Below are 16,222 nucleotides of genomic sequence, written 5' to 3' on the forward strand. Positions count from 1 at the left end.
CGCAGTTGCACACCATTGCCGGCCGAAAGGTAGGCTTGCCCGATTATTTCCGAATCAGCGCGCCAGCTTGCTTCTCGAACTGCTGAATCAGCTTCTGCATCACCTGGTCGATGGCCTGCTCGCTGAGCGTCTGGCTGAAATCCTGCAGGGTGAAGCTCACCGAGTAGGACTTTTTGCCCGCGCCCAGGTTCTCGCCGGCGTACACGTCGAACACATTGATGCTTTGCAACAGCTTCTTCTCGGTGCGCCGGGCAATCTGCTGGAGCTGGTCAAAAGTCACGGCCGAATCCACCACGATGCTCAAATCGCGGCGCACTTCCGGGAATTTCGACAGCTCGCGGGCCACCAGCGTGGGCTTGTATTTCTTGCTCAGCGCGTCCCAGTCCAGCTCGGCGTACCACACCGGCTGCGATATGTCCATCTTCTTCAGCACCGAGGCCGACACCGCGCCCAGTTGCGCCAGCGGCTGGTTGTGCACCAGCAGCGCGAGGCCGCCGGCCAGGTACTCGTGCTGCACCGGCTGCGAGGCCGCCCCGCCGAAGCCCAGCGCCGCTAGCACCTGCTGCACCGCGCCCGCCAGGTCGTGAAAGGCCGCTTTTTCGGACTTGTGCTGCCAGGTTTCGCCAGCGGCGTTGCCCGTCAGGTAAATCACCAGCTTGTTCTTCTCCTGATACTTGCCGTTCTCGTTCTGCGAATAGGTTTTGCCGAATTCGTACAGCTTCAAATCGCGCTGCCGGCGGTTGATGTTGTGCCGAATAATCTCCAGGCCCGAGTGCAGCAGCGTGGGCCGCATCACGTTCAAATCAACGCTGTTGTAGTTGAGAATGCGGACCAGCGCATTATTCGCTTCGCCCTCTTTCTCGAAATAAAGCGAGTTAGTCAGCGAGTTGGTCAGAATCTCCGAAAAGCCCTGGCCGCTGAGCAGCGCGGCAATTTTCACGCGCGTCACCTCGGGGTCGGGGTTCGGGAATTTGGCCAGGAAGGAAGCCGAGTTATTCGGCCGCAGCGCCACGTTGTTATAACCGTAGATGCGCAGGATTTCCTCAATCACATCGACCTCACGGGTCACGTCCACTTTATGGGGCGGCACAGTCAGCGTCCAGGTGTCCTGGTCGCCGGCGTCGGGGTTCTCTGCGCTGATTTCAATGTCCAAATCCGTTAGAATCTGACGAATGCGCTCGGGCGCGATGTACTGGCCCACCAGCCGCTCCACGCGGGGCAGGCGCAGGCGCACGGTGGCGGGCGGCACGGGCGCGGGGTACTCGTCCACTACGGGCGCGGCGATGGTGGCGCCAGCCACTTCCTGCAACAGCAGCGCCGCCCGTTTCAGGGCCACCAGCACCATATTCGGGTCGGTGCCGCGCTCGAAGCGGAACGAGGCGTCGGTTTTCAGGTTATGCGTCTGGGAGGTGCGGCGCACGGCGGCGGGGCCGAAGTAGGCGCTTTCCAGAAACACGCGGGTGGTGCTTTCGCTCACGCCCGAGGTTTTGCCGCCGAACACACCGGCCAGCGCCATCGGCGCGCCATTGGCATCGGCAATCACCAAATCCTCGGCTTTCAAGCTGCGCTCAATGCCATCGAGTGTCACGAATTTCTCGCTGGCTTCGGCCCGCTTCACACGAATCTGGCCGCCGGTAATCTGGTCGGCGTCAAAAGCATGCAGCGGCTGGCCCAGCTCGTGCAACACAAAGTTGGTCACGTCCACCACATTATTGATAGGAGAGAGGCCGATGCTGCGCAGGCGACGCTGCAGCCACTCCGGCGACGGGCCGACCTGAACATTTTCCAACAGCAAACCAGCGTAGCGCGGGCTGGCTTCCACATCCTCAATCGTCACCTTAATATTAGACGCCGCCGAAGCGGGAGACGCGAAACCGCTCACATCCGGCAAGTGGCAGGGCTGGCGCAGCAGGGCGCGCAGCTCGCGGGCCACGCCATAGTGCGAGGCCGCATCGGCCCGGTTGGGCGTGAGGCCGATTTCGTACACCGTATCGGAACCCAAGCCGAAGTAGTCGGCGGCGGGCGTACCGTTGGGCAACTCGGTATCGAGCACCATGATGCCGGCGTGCGACTGGCCCAAGCCGATTTCGTCCTCGGCGCAAATCATGCCTTCGGAGGCCGCACCGCGGATTTTGCTTTTCTTGATTTTGAACGGTTCGCCCTGCGCGGGGTGCAGCTCAGCGCCTTCCAGCGCCACCACCACGCGCTGGCCAGCCGCCACGTTGGGCGCGCCGCACACAATCTGGCGCGGGGTGCCGTCGCCCACGTCCACGGTGGTCAGGCTGAGCTTGTCGGCGTCGGGGTGGCGCTCGCAGGTGAGCACGGTGCCCAGCACCACGCCACGCAACCCGCCGGGAATGCTTTCCAGCTCCTCGGCGCTCTCCACTTCCAGGCCCGAGCCGGTGAGAAGCGCGCCAATCTCGGCAGCGGGTTTATCGGTAGGAATGAGGGTTTTAAGCCAGTCGAGGGAAATGCGCATGGGGAGGATTCAGTTATTCGGAGCCGATGGCCCGCTCGGCGGGCACTGCCACAAAGGTACAAACCCCGGCAAGCCGCCCGAAAATGCTGCCGCCCAAGCCGGTTTTTACTCGTGAAAGGACTTTTCGCCGGCCGGAATGGCGACTTGCAGCCGGTTTTCGGCCGGCGGCACCGGGCAGCTGTACTCGTTATTATAAGCGCAGTACGGATTATAGGCGCGATTGAAATCGAGTTCGATTTCCGTTTCGTTCAGCCGCGGGATGGGCGCATCGAGGTAGCGGCCGCCGCCGTAGGTTTCGTGTCCATTGGTGAGGTCAGTGAAGGGAATAAACAGCGTGGAATCGCGGCCGTTGGCTTTCAAATAAACCCGTAACTGCTGCGGCGCATTATTAATATTGAATTTCACCACGCCCCAATTCAGGTATTTCTCGGCCTTATTATCGCTCATTTGAATAAGCGTGGTATCGGGGTTTTCGGTGCGCGCTATATCGGCGTGTGGCACGAAAACTAAATCGCCGGGATAGTATTTGAGGCTATCAAATTGCGGCTTTTGTGCGGCGGCAATGGGTGATTCTGCTGATTGGCGAAAGCTGCGATTTTTCTCGCTGCGAAATTTATTTAACTGCGCTAAATAGGCGCTATTATTTGGTTTTGCGTCATTCAGCGAATAGAGAATTATGCCGATAATGGCGGCGGCCAAAGCTATTTTCTTAATCATATTTATTTGTGTTACAACATGCCTTCATCGGCGAAGCTGTAGTAGCCCTGGTCGGAATAAATGAGGTGGTCGAGAATAGGTAAATCCAGGAAATTACCGGCCTCTTTCAGCTTCTTGGTGAGCTGAATGTCGGCGGCGCTGGGGTTGCGGTTGCCGCTGGGGTGGTTGTGCACCAGAATAATGCTGCTGGCCAATTGTTCGAGAGCTTCCTTGAAAATCATTTTGGGGTCGGCCACGGTGCCGGCCACGCCGCCCCGGCTGATGGCCGTTTTGCGCATCACCACGTTGGCGCGGTTCAGCAGAATTACCCAGAATTCCTCGTGCGGCAAATCCATCAAATTGGGTCGAATCAAATTGTAGATGTCGCGCGAGCAGGTGATGGTGGTGCGCGGGGCCGCGTCGGCTTCTTTGCGGCGGCGGCCCAGCTCCAGCGCGGCCACCACGGTAATGGCCTTGGCCGGGCCGATGCCGGGGTGCCGGCAGAGCTGCTTCACGCTTTCGCGGGCCAGGGCATTGAGGTCGTTGCCCACGCCTTGCAGCATGATTTTGCCCACATCCACGGCCGTGAGCTTGGTGGTGCCCGAGCCGATGAGGATGGCCAGCAACTCGGCATCGGAGAGGGTGGCGCGGCCTTTGGCCATCAGCTTTTCGCGGGGTCGGTCGTCCTCGGCCCAACTCTTGATGCCGGTGGCAGGGGCGGGGTAGAGTGCCTGGGATTCTGGTAGATTGTCAGCGGGTTCCATGCGGCGATTGGCGGTAGAATGTAAAAAGTGCATTAAATGTAAAGCAAAAGCCGGCCGGGCGCGTTTAAGCTCCGAGGCCGTGGCTGCATTGTGGCGCGACGGCGTAATTTCGAAGCGAAGGTTTTTATGCGGAATCCGTTGGTTTTATGGTTGGTGCTGGCCGTGGTGGTGCTGGCCGAATGGTATGGATATCAGGCGGTGCGCACGGTGACGCAGCACCTGTCGCCGGGGGCGCGGCGGGCAGCGGCCATCGGGTACTGGCTGGTCACGGTGGGCAGCTGGATGATTGCCGGCTGGGCGGGCTCGACCCGGCAATCGGGTAATATTCAGCTCAAAAGCTACCTCATGAGCCTGCCCGTGCTGCTACTGGGGGCCAAGCTGATAATGTTCATCCCGCTGCTGCTGGAAGACCTGACGCGCCTGGGCCGCTGGGCCGTGAGCGCGGCCAGCCGCCCGGCGGGCACGGAGGCGGTGGCCATTCCGCGCAGCGAGTTTCTGGCCAAGCTGGCGCTGGGCATCGGGGCCATCCCGTTTGCGGCGCTGCTGTGGGGCATGGTGAAGGGCGGCACCGACTACACCGTGCGCCGCGTGACGCTGCGCTACCCCAACCTGCCGCCGGCCTTCGATGGCTTCAAACTGCTGCAAATTTCGGACCTGCACACCGGCAGCTTCAACTCGACGGAGCCGCTGGAACGGGCCGTGGCCATGATAAACCGCCAGGGCGCCGACCTGATTCTGATGACCGGCGACCTGGTGAACAACCGCGCCACCGAGGTGGAGCCGCACATTCCGGCCCTGGCGGGTATCAAATCTGAACTGCCCATTTTCTCCAGCCTCGGCAACCACGACTACGGCGACTACGTGGCCTGGGAAAGCCCCGCCGAGAAGCGCGCCAACCTGGAACGCCTGATGCAGAACCACGCCAAAATGGGCTGGACGCTGCTCAACGACACCAGCCACACCATTGAGCGCGGCGGCGACAAAATCTGCATCCTGGGCATTCAGAACAGCAGCTCGCACGCCAACTTTCACACCTACGGCAACCTGCCCAAAGCCCACGCCACCAGCGGCGATGCGCCGTTCAAAATTCTGCTCTCGCACGACCCGTCGTACTGGGAAACGCACATTCTGAAGTACACCGATATCGACCTGACCCTCAGCGGCCACACCCACGGCATGCAGTTTGGCGTGAACCTGCCTTTCATGAAATGGAGCCCCGTGCAATACGTGTACAAGCAGTGGGCCGGCCTGTACGAGCAGGGCCGCCAGAAGCTGTACGTGAACGTGGGTTTGGGCTTTTTGGGCTACCCGGGGCGGGTGGGGTTCCTGCCGGAAATCACGGTGTTTGAATTGCGGCGTACTTAACCAACGCTATATAAAAACGCTAAACGTCCTGCTGCGCCGCGCCGAAGCAGGATGTTTCTTTTTTAGCGGCGGTAACATCCACGCCACCATTGCCGTAAAGCGCCCCCAAACCATTTTCGGTTTGCTTTTCAATCCTCTCTTTCTGAATTTATGAAAAATTCCCTGCTGATTCTCGCCGGCGCTGCCGCCCTTTCCCTGGCTTCCTGCTCGCAGGAAAAAACCACTGAGGTGACCACCGCGCCCGCCGACGGTACCACGACCACGACGACCACCACGACCACCGGCCCGCTGACGGATGCCCAGATTGAGGCCCGCGCCCAGCAAATTGCCGATAAGATGGCGGCCAACATGAAAATCACGGACGAGGCCACGAAAACCAAAATCCGCACCGTGTACGTGAACCGCTACAAGCGCATGAATGAAATGCGTACCAAATACACCACCGACACCACCGGCATGGCCGCCGCCATGCGCGATGCCCGTGCGAGCGAGGACCAGGAATTCAAGGTGATTTTTGTGGACCCCACGCAGTACCAGGCCTACGAGTCGAGCCGCTCGACTTACGACGACAGCAACTACGCGGACGATAATTCCGCTTCGTCTATGAGCGACACCGCTTCCAGCTCGATGGCCCCCTCGTCGTCGATGACGACTACGGAAAGCACCACCACTACCACGACCGACAACAGCACGGGCAGCGGCATGGCCACCGACGTGTCGAAGATGAAGGCCAAAGCCGATGATGGCAGCAAAATCAAGGTGAAGGAAAACGGCAAGGTGAAAACCAAAGACGCCGACGGCACCAAAGTAAAAAACTAAGGGTTTGGTCGACGCAATCGGCCAAATCATCGCTGAAAAGCCCGCACCTGCAACGGTGCGGGCTTTTTTTGGCTCGTTGGGTTGCTACTTTGTAGTAGCGTTGCGTTTAAGGATTAATGGGTTTCGAAGTAAAGCATTGTATGCCGGCCGTTTGGCCAAAGCTGGGCCGGGCGCTGGGCTTGCTGCTGGCGCTGTGGCTGCTGGCCGGCCGGGCCCAGGCCCAGCAGGCCCCCACGGTGCGCGTCAGCGGCAGCGTTTCGGAAGCCCGCACGCGGCTGCCCATCCCCGGCGCTACGGTGCAGGTGGTGCGCACCAAGCGCGGCGTGGTGACCACAACTACCGGCGATTTCAGCATCGACGCGCTGCCGACGGATACTGTTTTGTTTCGGGCGCTGGGCTACAAGGCGCAACGCATGGCATTGGGCGGCACGGGGTTGTCGCAGCTGGTGGTGCGGATTCAACTGGCCCGCGACAGCGTGCGGCTGGGCGATGTGCAGGTGGTGGGTGACCGGCCCGACCGCGCCATCATCAACCGGGCGCTACGCAACATCAAGCGGCCCGCGCCGCCGGTCGTGAGTGGCGTGAAGCGTCCGCCCAAGCCCAAACCGCTGTTTGCCGTGGATTCCACGGCTCCTAAAGCGCCTGTTCCCACCATTGCCAGCCCCGTGAGCCTGCTCTACGACCAGTTCTCGCGCGAGGGCAAGCAGCGCCGCAAAATGGAGCAGATAGAAGCCGAGCAGCGCGCCGAAAAAGCCCGCAAGGCCCGCGCCGAGTACAACAAGGCGTTTCTGGACAATCGCGGGTATCAGCCGTAAAGAACCCCGGGCTTGGCATCCGCGTAAGCCCGGGATATGAGAATTGGGTATCCCTGCGTGAACGAGGCGATGGATTGCAGCTCTGGCAATACCTTCCGGCTGGCCTCCTATTCGGAAGAGCGGCTGATTGCGGCCGTGACGGCCAACCTGGCCTGCCTGCGCCGCATGCTGGAATGGAACGTGGCCCAGGGCCTGCTCTTTTTTCGCATCGGCTCCAGCATTGTGCCGTTTGGCTCGCACCCCATCAATACCTATTCCTGGCAGGCGCATTTTGCGGCCGATTTTCGGGCCATTGGCGACTACATCAAGTCCAACAACCTGCGGGTGAGCTTTCACCCCGACCAGTTTGTGGTACTCAACTCGCCCAGCCCCGACATTGTGCAGCGCAGCATTCAGGAGCTGGTTTACCAGGGCTCGATGCTGGATTTAATGGGGCTCGATGGCACGGCCAAGCTCCAGATTCACGTGGGCGGGTTGTATGGGGAGCGGGAATCGGCGATGATTCGCTTTGCCCAGGTGCATGCCACGTTGCCCGATGCCGTGAAAGCCCGTGTGGTGGTCGAAAACGACGACCGGCTGTTTCCCCTGCGCGACTGCCTGGAGTTGCACCAGCTTACCGGTGTGCCCATCCTGTTCGATAATTTCCACCACGAATGTCTCAACCACGGCGAGCCCATGGCCGAAGCGCTAAGGCTGGCCGCCGCCACCTGGCACCCCACCGCCGACGGCGTGCCCATGATGGACTACAGCTCCCAAGCCCTAGGCGAACGCAAAGGCAAGCACACGGATGACCTGGTAGATGAGCGGTTCCGCGAGTTCCTCACCCACCTGCACGGCCTTGATTTCGATGTCATGCTGGAAATAAAAAACAAGGAAGCCAGTGCCCTGCGCGCCGTAGCCATCCTGCGCGAGCTGGGCCTGAGCGCCGCCGCGCCCAACATGCCCGTGCCGCCCCTGAACCTGCCCCCCGACCCTAACGCCCCCGCCAAAGCCCAGCGCGCCAAGAAAGCCGTGAGTAAATAATTAATTGCCCGCGCCAACCCACTCATTCACTAGTCCACCAACCCACCACATGAATACCGACCACCTCCTCGCCACCATCAGTGCCCTGCGCAACGGCCTCACCAGCCTGCCCTTGGGCTCGGCCATGGATAACACCGAAACCTGGCAGCACCAGTTTCTGCAAAGCGGCGAGCCCGGCCTGCAGGACATTGCTCGCGAAATCGGCAACCTGCAATCGTTGCTCACCAGCGGGGCCTTGAGCGCGCACGCCATCGGCAACTCGCTTTCGATGCTGGGAGACCAGACCAGCGAAATCAGTGCCCAGGCCCCGGACGACCTGAAAAAGCCCCTCACCGAGCTGGCCGACCTGCTGCGCCGCCACGGCGGCGACCTGCTGGCCCACGCCGAAAAGAGCAAGAAATAGCCACTGGGCCTGATTCAGAATCAGTTTTAAAAAAAAGCCCCGTCCGAAACATCGGGCGGGGCTTTTTTAAGGCTGCTGAAAAGCCAGAAAACCTAATTCTGGATGTTATTGCTGCTGGAGCTGCGGCGCGAGCGGCTGGGCGTCACCTCGGTGGACTGCCGGCGGCGGCCATCCTTGATGATGGGCTGTTCGCGGGTATCGGGCACGGCAGTGGGCGACATTTCCGGCGTAGCGGCCGGCGAGAAGCCGCGGTCGTCGAGTTGGCGGGTGGGCTGCGCGTCGCGGTTGGTGGGCGTGCGCTGCATATCGGGCGGCCCCTGAATGGTGCTTTGGTTGAGGGCGGGGTTCACGGGGGGCACGGTGGTCTGGCCCTGACTGCCGCCGCGCACGGGGGCCGAGGGGTCGAAAGGCACGGTTTGGGCCTGGGCGGTGGCGGCAAATAGCAGGCCGGCTAGTAAGAGGGAGTATTTCATGGTGGTGGGGGAGAGGAGCCAAAAAAAGCCGGCTGCTTCGGTTAGAAACAGCCGGCTGACAACTTGTTACGGCACTGAGCGGCAAAAAGTTATTACATGGTGGTCTTGCCTTTCATCTTGCCTTTGCCATTGGGCATAGTGCCTTTGGTTTTCATGCGGCGGCCCGACGTGGAGCTCCCCGAAGTGGTGCCGGATGTGGTGCTCATGGTGCCGCTGGTGCTGGTATTCATCGTGCCAGTGGTGGAGCCGCCCGTTGAGCCCGATGTCATTGCGCCACTAGCCGTAGTGCTGCCGGTAGTAGTACCCGTGGTGGTTCCCATCGTGCCGGTGGTGGTAGTGCCGCTAGTGGAACCCATGGTGCCGGTCGTCGTCTGCGCGAAGGCAGCATTGCTCAAGCCAAAAGTCAATAATGCGGCGAAAAGGATTTTGCTGGTTTTCATGGTGTCAGTTGATATTGTGGGAGTGAGGAGGCGCTGCTTGCAAAGCACCGTTTATTAACACAGCCTCTACGAACCGGGGGGCGGCTTTGGTTACAAAATAATTCGGGCAATTATTTTAAGCTCAACCGTTTACAATTGGAATAGGGCTAGAGTTATATGTGGAATTGCTTGCATGATTGGGGATGATTGAGGGTCGGAGCTGAAAAATATTGGCCGCCCGTTGTAACCTTCCGCCACGGGCGCGGTGTCCACATCCAAATACCCTCAAAAAACCCCTTTTATCAGGTTGGACTCGCTAACGGATAATGCGCTGATGCTGCGGGTGAAAGCCGGCGACGTGGACCGAATGGGCCTGCTCTTCGAGCGCTACCATCGGCCGCTATTCGGCTTCCTCTACCACATGCTGGGCCGGGCCGCCAGCTGCGACGACCTCGTGCAAACCGTGTTCTACCGCATGCTGAAATACCGCCACACCTTCACCGGCGACGGCGAATTCCGCACCTGGATGTACCACCTGGCCCGCAACGTGCTGGCCGATTTCGTGAAGAAAAACCGCCACGCCGCCCACCACACCGACGTGGCCGAGATGGCCGAGCACCTGCCCGGCGGCCTCAGCGCCGATGCCGGCCTGGAGCAGGCCCAGGACGTGGCCCAACTGCACGAGGCCCTGGACCGCCTGCGGCCCGAAGACCGCGAAATTCTGGTCCTGAGCCGGTTTCAGGAATTGAAATACGCCGAAATAGCCCGCGTGCTGGGCACCACCGAAGGTGCCGTGAAAGTGCGCGTGCACCGCGCCATGAACGAATTGAAAACCACTTTCCTCCGCATTGAAAACTGACCCATCGCCCATGAACTGCGAAGAAACCAAAGGGCAGCTGGTCGACTACCTGAGCCGCCAGCTGTCGGCCCCCGAACATGAAGCCCTGGCCGCCCACCTGGCCGAGTGCGCCGAGTGCCGCGACGAGCTACAAGCCGTGGAGCGCGTGTGGCACACCCTGGGCCGCGTGCCGGTGCCCGCGCCCGGCCCGCAGGTGCGGCCCGAGTTCTATGCCATGCTAGCTTCCTTCAAGGAAGAGCTGGAAACCACGCCCGATTATTCGCCCCGGGGCCTGTTGGCGTGGTTGCGGGCCCTACCTATTCCGCGCCCGGCGTTACGGCTGGCCTACAGCCTGTGCCTGCTGGGCGTAGGACTGCTGGGCGGTTACTGGCTGAACAGCGGCAATAAGCCAGTCGCTGCGGCCGCCGACCAGCAACAGTTGGCCGCGCTGTCCGCTCAGGTGGGCGAAATGCGCCAGGTGATGCTGCTGTCGCTTATCGACAACCCCTCGGCCACCGAGCGGCTGCGGGCCGTGGGTTACACCAAGGAGCTGTCCGACCCCAACGCCAAGGTCGTGAATGCCCTGCTGAGCACCCTCAACCACGACGACAACGTGAACGTGCGGCTAGCCACCTTGGAAGCCCTCACGCCGCTGGCCCAGAACGATGCCACCGTGCGCCTGGGCCTGGTGCACGCCCTGGCCCAGCAGGAATCGCCGCTGGTGCAGGCGGCCCTGGCCGATGCCATGGTGCAGCTGCAGGAGCGCCGTTCGGTGCAGCCGCTGCGCCGCCTGCTGAAACAGGCCAACCTGGACGATATGGTGAAAAGCAAAATCGAGCAAAGCATCCAAACCCTGAGCGACGGCCAGCCCGCCGCCCCCGCAACCCCCCAACGCCATGACCAAACCCAACTTTCTCCCCAGCCTGCCCGCGCTGCTCTTGCTGTGTAGCGCCACGGCCTGCCACGCTCAAACCAGCCTGCACCCGCAGTTCAAAGAGCAAATTACCAAGGAGTTCACGCTCACGGCCGATGCCGGGCGCAGCACGCTGGCCCTGTACAACATCAGCGGCTCGGTGACGGTGCAGGGCTACGCCGGCAACAAGGTGCTGGTGGAAACCACCAAAACCATCACGGCTGACGATGCCAAAACGCTGGAAATCGGCAAAACGGAGGCACAATTAGGATTCACGCAGCGTGGCGACAGCGTGGTGGTGTACCTGACCGGCCCCTACGACTCGCGGCCCCACAACAACGACCGCCGCAACTGGAACCACAAGGATATCGACTACCGCTACGATTTCGACTTCGTGGTGAAAGTGCCCTACCAGCTCAACCTGCACGTTTCGACTGTCAACCACGGCGACGTGAAGGTGCAGGACGTGACCGGCCCGCTGCACGTTTTCAACGTGAATGGCCCCATCGCCCTCACCAATGTGAAGGGCAGCACGGAGGCCCGCACCGTGAACGGCAACGTGGACGCCAGCTACGCCGCCAATCCGCCCGGCGCGTCATCGTACCACACCATCAACGGCCAGATTCGGGTGAAGTACCCAGCCAGTTTTGCGGCCGATATGCACTTCAAGAGCATGCACGGCGAGTTTTACACCGATTTCCCCAACGCGGAAATGTTGCCGGTGCAAGTCACCAAAAACCGGGAAGGCCACGGTGGCGGCACCGTGTACAAGCTGACCAAGGACACTGCCGTCCGCATCGGCAAAGGCGGCCCCGACCTGCATTTCGAAACCCTCAACGGCGACGTGACCGTCACCAAACTTTAATTAGCCAATCCATACCTCCCAATGAATACTTCATTCCGATTATCCCCACCGCGCTTTTCCCGCTTCCTGGCTTTGAGCCTGCTGCTGCTCGGCAGCGCCCTGCCCGGCCGCGCTCAGGATTCCGAAAAAGACGCCAAAGAGCAGCTCTCCGTGGCCCTGAGCTCGCCCGGCAAGCCCGGCTCGCTGGATTTGAGCCTCGTGAACGGCTTCATCCACGTAACCGGCTACAGCGGTAAAGATGTGGTGATTGACGCTGTGGCCCGCGCCCGCCAAGGTGACCGCCGCCCCACCAGCAAGGCCGAAACCAACGGCATGAAGCGCCTCTCGTCCGCCAACAACCTCAACCTGACGGCCGAGGAAAAGAACAACCACGTCGAAATCACCACCGATTCCTACCAGCACCCCGTCGACCTGACCATCAAGGTGCCGCAGAACTTCTCGCTCAAGCTCAGCACCGTGAACAATGGCGACATCACCGTGGACAACGTGACCGGCGAGCTGGAAATAACTAACGTGAACGGGGCCATTCAGCTCAGCCAGGTGGCCGGCTCGGCCGTGGCCAACACGGTGAACGGCAATCTGATTGTCACCTTCAAAAGCGTGACGGCGGGCGCGCCCATGGCCTTTTCCACCCTCAACGGCAAGGTTGATGTGACCTTCCCGGGCTCCATCAAGGCGGCGCTCAAAATGAAATCGGAGCGCGGCGACGTGTACAGTGACTTCGACGTGGCCGTGGACAAAGGCAGCGCCAAAGTGACCCGCACCAGCCAAAACGGCCTCTCCCGCCTCAGCACCGACGACTGGACCTACGGCAAAGTGAACGGCGGCGGCCCCGAAGTGATGCTGAAAACCTTCAACGGCGACATTTTCCTGCGGAAAGCAAAGTAAAGCCGCACTGCAAATTTTTAGACCCCAGTGGGGCGGCACTTGCGCCAACGAGTGCCGCCCCACTGGGGCTTTTTTCGTTTTTAATGGTTTGCTTCGTCAGCTGATTGCGCTGTTAAAAATGGCCCCTATCGGAACTCTCTTGGTCCTTTCCCCAGGCTAATGCTGACCTTCCCGAAAAAAAAGTTGGACCCCGCTGTAACGTCTGGGCCAAGTCTGGGTACTCCTTTCAACTCACCTCCAAAACCCCCACCCGTGACCCTCACGAGTACGAGCGACGAAGAACTGATGGCAGCCGTCCGGGCCGACGACCTGGACCAGCTTGTGCCGTTGTTCGAGCGCTACCACGGCCCTTTGTTCAACTACCTCACCCGTCTCACCAACGACCGCGAAACCAGCGAAGACCTCACCCAAACCGTGTTCGAGCGCATCCTCAAATACCGCAGCAGCTACCAGCCCACCCAGCCCTTCAAGGCCTGGGTGTACCAGATGGCCCGCAACGTGCACGCCGACTACTGGCAGCGCCAGCAAAAGCTCCGCGCCGCCGATGTGGACGTGGACGAAGTGGAGCGCACCGGCGGCCTGCGCGGCGCGGCCTTCTCCCAAATGCGGGTGAACAACCACCACGACGACCTGCACGAAGCCCTCGACATGCTGCCCGTGCCGCAGCGCGAAATCCTGGTCCTGAACCGCTTCCAGGGGTTTGGCTACGAGGAAATCGGGAAGCTGCTGGGCTGCACCGCCGAAGCCGCCCGCGTGAAAGCGCACCGCGCTCTGCAAGCGCTGCGCAAAATCTATTTCGCCAATTAAGCAAATGAAAACGCCCGAACTTTCTGCCTGCCACGAGCTCGAAGCCCTGCTGCCGGCCTACGTCGAGCGCAGCCTATCGGCCGCCGAGGCCGACCGCGTGGCCGCCCACCTGGCCACCTGCCCCGCTTGCCAGTTGCAGGTAACCCAGCTCCGCGCCCTCTCCGATGACCTCGACGCAGCCCTGCCCGAAGTGCCCCGCACGGCCCTCCGCGCCAACTTTATGGCCATGCTGGAGCAGCAAAAGCAGCTGCTGAATCCCGAAACGGCCGCCGCTCCCATCCAAGCTCAGCCCGAGGCCAAAGTGGTTTCGATGTGGCCAACAGCACTGGCTAATAATTGGCTGCGCATCGCCGCCAGCATTGTTCTGATTGCCGCCGGCGTGTTCCTTGGCCGCAACCTGCACTGGGGCAGCAATGCCAACAGCGTGGCAACGACCACCGATAAAAACGCCCCCACCACCTTGGCCAACGCGCTGACCAACGACAACGGCCGCCCCGTGTCGGCCAGCGACCGGATTCGGCTGGTGACCAACGCTACCAAAGCCACCGCCGCCCCTGACGATGCCACGGTACAGGTGCTGCTCAATACCCTCAATTTCGACCCCAATCCCAACGTGCGCTTGGCGGCCTGCGAAGCCCTCTACCGCCTCCGCGATGCCCCCGGTGTGCGCGAAGGTCTGGCCAACTCGCTGCCCATCCAAACTGACCCCAACGTGCAGATTGCGCTGATTGACATGGTGGTATCGCTCCGAGTTCATCGGGCCGTGCCCCAGCTCCAGCGCCTTGCCAAAAAGGCTGATGCCCTGCCCGTAGTGCGGGAGCAGGCCGAAGCCGGCATCGGCAAACTGATTTAAATAACCTTGCTCAATCGGGCAATCCATTCAGAAATGAACGTGATGCTGCGCGCAGCCGAAGCATTTCTACCGCTTCGTTGCAACGGCCTTGATTAGTCACGCGGCAGAGATGCTTCGGCTATGCTCAGCATGGCGTTCTGTGATTCTGCTAATCCTCCTCGATAATTCCCTCAAATCCCATGAATAAGCTCCTATTACTCGCCTTTTCGGGCCTACTACTTTCCTACTCCGGCCACGCCCAGGAATTCAAAACCAAGCTCAACGCCAAAGACCCCAAAGTCGTCATCGACATGCAGGGCAGCGAAGTGACGGTGGAAGGCATCGACGGCAGCGAGCTGGTGATAAAAGGCGACGGCTTTGAAGAGGCCCCCGAGCGCGCCAAAGGCCTGCGTCCCATCTATAACTCGGCGGTAGACAACACCAAAATCGGCCTTGCCGTGACGCAGGACGGTAATACGGTGCGCATTTCGCGGGCCTCGCGCAAGGAAGCCAGCTACGTCATCCGGGTGCCGCGCAATGCCTCGGTGCAGTACAAACAGGCCGGCTGGAACGGCAGCGGCGACCTGGTGATGCGCGACCTGAACGGCGACATCGAAGTGAGTATGACCAGCGGCGACATCAGCCTGAAAAACGTGGCCGGCCCCGTGGTGGCCAACGCCGTGAGCGGCGATATTCAGGTGCGTTTCGCGCCCATGCGCCAGGGTCCCAGCTCCATCTCCACCGTGAGCGGCGACGTGGACGTGAGCATGCCCACCAACACCAAAGCCACCCTGAAGCTACGCTCCGTATCGGGCGAAATCTACACCGATTTCGACCTGAACCTGAAAAGCCAGGACAACCTGAACCACATCGGCGGGCAGGTGGTGGATGGCAACATCAACGGCGGCGGCAACACCGTGTCGTTCAAGACGGTGAGCGGCGATATCTACGTGCGGAAAGCGAAGTAGAACGGTTGGCTGGCGGGAAACCCCGCCAGCGAACTGCTTCACTAAGTATTAGCCCATTTCCAACCTCCATTCTTTCAACGCCATGCGCCAGTTCCTATTCCTCCTTTTGCTGGTGTGCGCCACGGCCGCCCGCCAGTCGGTTTCGGCCCAGAAAATCATCGAGAAATCCGCTAATCTGATTGCCGGGCAGCGCGTGTTTCTGAATTTGAAGCAGGCCAGCAACATCCGCATCCGGCCCGGAGCGGCGGGCAAAATGACCATGAAGGCCACCGTCAGCATCAACTCGAACCGGCTGAACGATGCCCTGCAAATTGACCTGAACCAGACCGGCGACGAGCTGAAAATAACCGCCGATTTCGACAAGGAAATGCTGCGCAAAGCTCAGCCCGGCGACTGCCCCGGCACCAATGGCGACCGCAACATGTGGTACGGGCAGCAGGTATGCGACGACATTACCTACGAAGTCACGCTGCCCGCCGACGTGGCCCTGCGCGTGTACACCTACAGCGGCAATGTGGACATTGTGGGCATTAATAACTCCATTGAAGCCAAGTCGTTGAGCGGCTTTGTGGACGTGGCCTGGCCCGAGTCGAAAGGCGCGGAGCTGTCGCTCAAAACCATCACGGGCGAGGTGTATACCGACCAGGATATTGCCTTCAATAACGAGATGCGCAAAAATCCCATCGTGGGCTACCAGCTCCACGGCACGCTCAGTGGCAGCGGCCCGCTCGTCAAGCTCGAGTCCATCAGCAACGACGTTTATTTCCGCAAGCGGAAGTAACCAATCCCAACATGCGGAGTTTCCACGCGAAATGGCGCCACAAAGGCTGCCAATGGAATGCTTGTTGCCTGATT

The 16,222-nt window shown here is 60.8% G+C and carries 18 protein-coding genes; 13 read left to right on the forward strand and 5 right to left on the reverse strand.

The window, feature by feature from the left end; translation table 11 throughout:
• Positions 1–43 precede the first annotated feature (43 nt).
• The 3 genes from pheT to radC form a co-directional block, all read right to left on the reverse strand.
• Complete coding sequence (gene pheT / locus ACYVM5_RS11265) at positions 44–2,479, reverse strand: phenylalanine--tRNA ligase subunit beta (protein ID WP_460618209.1); 2,436 nt, start codon at positions 2,477–2,479, stop codon at positions 44–46.
• 105 nt (positions 2,480–2,584) lie between these two features.
• Positions 2,585–3,196, reverse strand: a complete 612-nt coding sequence (locus ACYVM5_RS11270; protein WP_460618210.1) for a DUF1684 domain-containing protein — start codon at positions 3,194–3,196, stop codon at positions 2,585–2,587.
• 11 nt (positions 3,197–3,207) lie between these two features.
• Complete coding sequence (gene radC / locus ACYVM5_RS11275; protein ID WP_198067153.1) at positions 3,208–3,939, reverse strand: RadC family protein; 732 nt, start codon at positions 3,937–3,939, stop codon at positions 3,208–3,210.
• Positions 3,940–4,065: 126 nt separating this feature from the next.
• Here radC and ACYVM5_RS11280 point away from each other — a divergent pair, with 126 nt between their 5' ends.
• The 5 genes from ACYVM5_RS11280 (at position 4,066) to ACYVM5_RS11300 (ending at position 8,364) form a co-directional block, all read left to right on the forward strand.
• Entirely contained in the window at positions 4,066–5,304 is a 1,239-nt protein-coding gene (locus ACYVM5_RS11280; RefSeq protein ID WP_460618211.1) for a metallophosphoesterase, read from the forward strand.
• A gap of 150 nt (positions 5,305–5,454) precedes the next feature.
• Positions 5,455–6,123, forward strand: a complete 669-nt coding sequence (locus tag ACYVM5_RS11285; RefSeq protein WP_460618212.1) for a hypothetical protein — start codon at positions 5,455–5,457, stop codon at positions 6,121–6,123.
• A gap of 140 nt (positions 6,124–6,263) precedes the next feature.
• Positions 6,264–6,938: a carboxypeptidase-like regulatory domain-containing protein gene (locus ACYVM5_RS11290; RefSeq protein WP_460618213.1), complete on the forward strand. Its 675-nt coding sequence runs from the start codon at positions 6,264–6,266 to the stop codon at positions 6,936–6,938.
• A 36-nt stretch (positions 6,939–6,974) separates the two neighbouring features.
• A complete protein-coding gene (gene uvsE / locus ACYVM5_RS11295) occupies positions 6,975–7,961 on the forward strand; it encodes a UV DNA damage repair endonuclease UvsE (RefSeq protein ID WP_460618214.1) in 987 nt (328 codons plus the stop codon).
• A gap of 49 nt (positions 7,962–8,010) precedes the next feature.
• Complete coding sequence (locus tag ACYVM5_RS11300) at positions 8,011–8,364, forward strand: hypothetical protein (protein ID WP_460618215.1); 354 nt, start codon at positions 8,011–8,013, stop codon at positions 8,362–8,364.
• Between the two features lie 92 nt (positions 8,365–8,456).
• Here the strand turns inward: ACYVM5_RS11300 and ACYVM5_RS11305 are convergent, their stop codons facing one another.
• Positions 8,457–8,837, reverse strand: coding sequence for a hypothetical protein (locus ACYVM5_RS11305; protein WP_198067146.1), 381 nt, complete (start codon positions 8,835–8,837; stop codon positions 8,457–8,459).
• Between the two features lie 92 nt (positions 8,838–8,929).
• Positions 8,930–9,277 carry a hypothetical protein gene (locus tag ACYVM5_RS11310; protein WP_460618216.1) on the reverse strand — a complete coding sequence of 116 codons (348 nt, stop codon included), beginning with the start codon at positions 9,275–9,277 and terminating at the stop codon, positions 8,930–8,932.
• A gap of 286 nt (positions 9,278–9,563) precedes the next feature.
• On the opposite strand from ACYVM5_RS11310, the gene ACYVM5_RS11315 reads away from it, so the two are divergent.
• The 8 genes from ACYVM5_RS11315 to ACYVM5_RS11350 all read left to right on the forward strand — a co-directional run bounded on the left by ACYVM5_RS11315 (position 9,564) and on the right by ACYVM5_RS11350 (position 16,148).
• Positions 9,564–10,115 (forward strand): RNA polymerase sigma factor, encoded by a 552-nt coding sequence (locus ACYVM5_RS11315; protein ID WP_460609926.1) that lies wholly within the window; start codon positions 9,564–9,566, stop codon positions 10,113–10,115.
• Positions 10,105–11,043 carry a HEAT repeat domain-containing protein gene (locus ACYVM5_RS11320; protein WP_460618217.1) on the forward strand — a complete coding sequence of 313 codons (939 nt, stop codon included), beginning with the start codon at positions 10,105–10,107 and terminating at the stop codon, positions 11,041–11,043. The genes ACYVM5_RS11315 and ACYVM5_RS11320 overlap by 11 nt, the downstream gene beginning before the upstream one ends.
• The gene (locus ACYVM5_RS11325; protein ID WP_460618218.1) at positions 10,991–11,872 is read left to right on the forward strand and encodes a DUF4097 family beta strand repeat-containing protein; all 882 of its coding nucleotides are present in this window, start codon (positions 10,991–10,993) and stop codon (positions 11,870–11,872) included. The genes ACYVM5_RS11320 and ACYVM5_RS11325 overlap by 53 nt, the downstream gene beginning before the upstream one ends.
• A 21-nt stretch (positions 11,873–11,893) precedes the next feature.
• Entirely contained in the window at positions 11,894–12,760 is an 867-nt protein-coding gene (locus ACYVM5_RS11330) for a DUF4097 family beta strand repeat-containing protein (RefSeq protein ID WP_460618219.1), read from the forward strand.
• 252 nt (positions 12,761–13,012) lie between these two features.
• Positions 13,013–13,567: an RNA polymerase sigma factor gene (locus ACYVM5_RS11335; protein WP_460618220.1), complete on the forward strand. Its 555-nt coding sequence runs from the start codon at positions 13,013–13,015 to the stop codon at positions 13,565–13,567.
• A gap of 4 nt (positions 13,568–13,571) precedes the next feature.
• Positions 13,572–14,420 (forward strand): HEAT repeat domain-containing protein, encoded by an 849-nt coding sequence (locus ACYVM5_RS11340; protein ID WP_460618221.1) that lies wholly within the window; start codon positions 13,572–13,574, stop codon positions 14,418–14,420.
• Positions 14,421–14,599: 179 nt separating this feature from the next.
• Positions 14,600–15,367 (forward strand): DUF4097 family beta strand repeat-containing protein, encoded by a 768-nt coding sequence (locus ACYVM5_RS11345; RefSeq protein ID WP_460618222.1) that lies wholly within the window; start codon positions 14,600–14,602, stop codon positions 15,365–15,367.
• 82 nt (positions 15,368–15,449) lie between these two features.
• Complete coding sequence (locus ACYVM5_RS11350; RefSeq protein ID WP_460618223.1) at positions 15,450–16,148, forward strand: DUF4097 family beta strand repeat-containing protein; 699 nt, start codon at positions 15,450–15,452, stop codon at positions 16,146–16,148.
• Positions 16,149–16,222 lie beyond the last annotated feature (74 nt).

Source organism: Hymenobacter ruber (assembly GCF_054783255.1).

Excerpts from the sequence above, each read along its gene's own strand:
- pheT (WP_460618209.1), bottom strand. The coding sequence starts at position 2,479 with ATGCGCATTTCCCTCGACTGGCTTAAAACCCTCATTCCTACCGATAAA.
- ACYVM5_RS11270 (WP_460618210.1), bottom strand. The coding sequence starts at position 3,196 with ATGATTAAGAAAATAGCTTTGGCCGCCGCCATTATCGGCATAATTCTC.
- radC (WP_198067153.1), bottom strand. The coding sequence starts at position 3,939 with ATGGAACCCGCTGACAATCTACCAGAATCCCAGGCACTCTACCCCGCC.
- ACYVM5_RS11280 (WP_460618211.1), top strand. The coding sequence starts at position 4,066 with ATGCGGAATCCGTTGGTTTTATGGTTGGTGCTGGCCGTGGTGGTGCTG.
- ACYVM5_RS11285 (WP_460618212.1), top strand. The coding sequence starts at position 5,455 with ATGAAAAATTCCCTGCTGATTCTCGCCGGCGCTGCCGCCCTTTCCCTG.
- ACYVM5_RS11290 (WP_460618213.1), top strand. The coding sequence starts at position 6,264 with ATGCCGGCCGTTTGGCCAAAGCTGGGCCGGGCGCTGGGCTTGCTGCTG.
- uvsE (WP_460618214.1), top strand. The coding sequence starts at position 6,975 with ATGAGAATTGGGTATCCCTGCGTGAACGAGGCGATGGATTGCAGCTCT.
- ACYVM5_RS11300 (WP_460618215.1), top strand. The coding sequence starts at position 8,011 with ATGAATACCGACCACCTCCTCGCCACCATCAGTGCCCTGCGCAACGGC.
- ACYVM5_RS11305 (WP_198067146.1), bottom strand. The coding sequence starts at position 8,837 with ATGAAATACTCCCTCTTACTAGCCGGCCTGCTATTTGCCGCCACCGCC.
- ACYVM5_RS11310 (WP_460618216.1), bottom strand. The coding sequence starts at position 9,277 with ATGAAAACCAGCAAAATCCTTTTCGCCGCATTATTGACTTTTGGCTTG.
- ACYVM5_RS11325 (WP_460618218.1), top strand. The coding sequence starts at position 10,991 with ATGACCAAACCCAACTTTCTCCCCAGCCTGCCCGCGCTGCTCTTGCTG.
- ACYVM5_RS11330 (WP_460618219.1), top strand. The coding sequence starts at position 11,894 with ATGAATACTTCATTCCGATTATCCCCACCGCGCTTTTCCCGCTTCCTG.
- ACYVM5_RS11340 (WP_460618221.1), top strand. The coding sequence starts at position 13,572 with ATGAAAACGCCCGAACTTTCTGCCTGCCACGAGCTCGAAGCCCTGCTG.
- ACYVM5_RS11345 (WP_460618222.1), top strand. The coding sequence starts at position 14,600 with ATGAATAAGCTCCTATTACTCGCCTTTTCGGGCCTACTACTTTCCTAC.
- ACYVM5_RS11350 (WP_460618223.1), top strand. The coding sequence starts at position 15,450 with ATGCGCCAGTTCCTATTCCTCCTTTTGCTGGTGTGCGCCACGGCCGCC.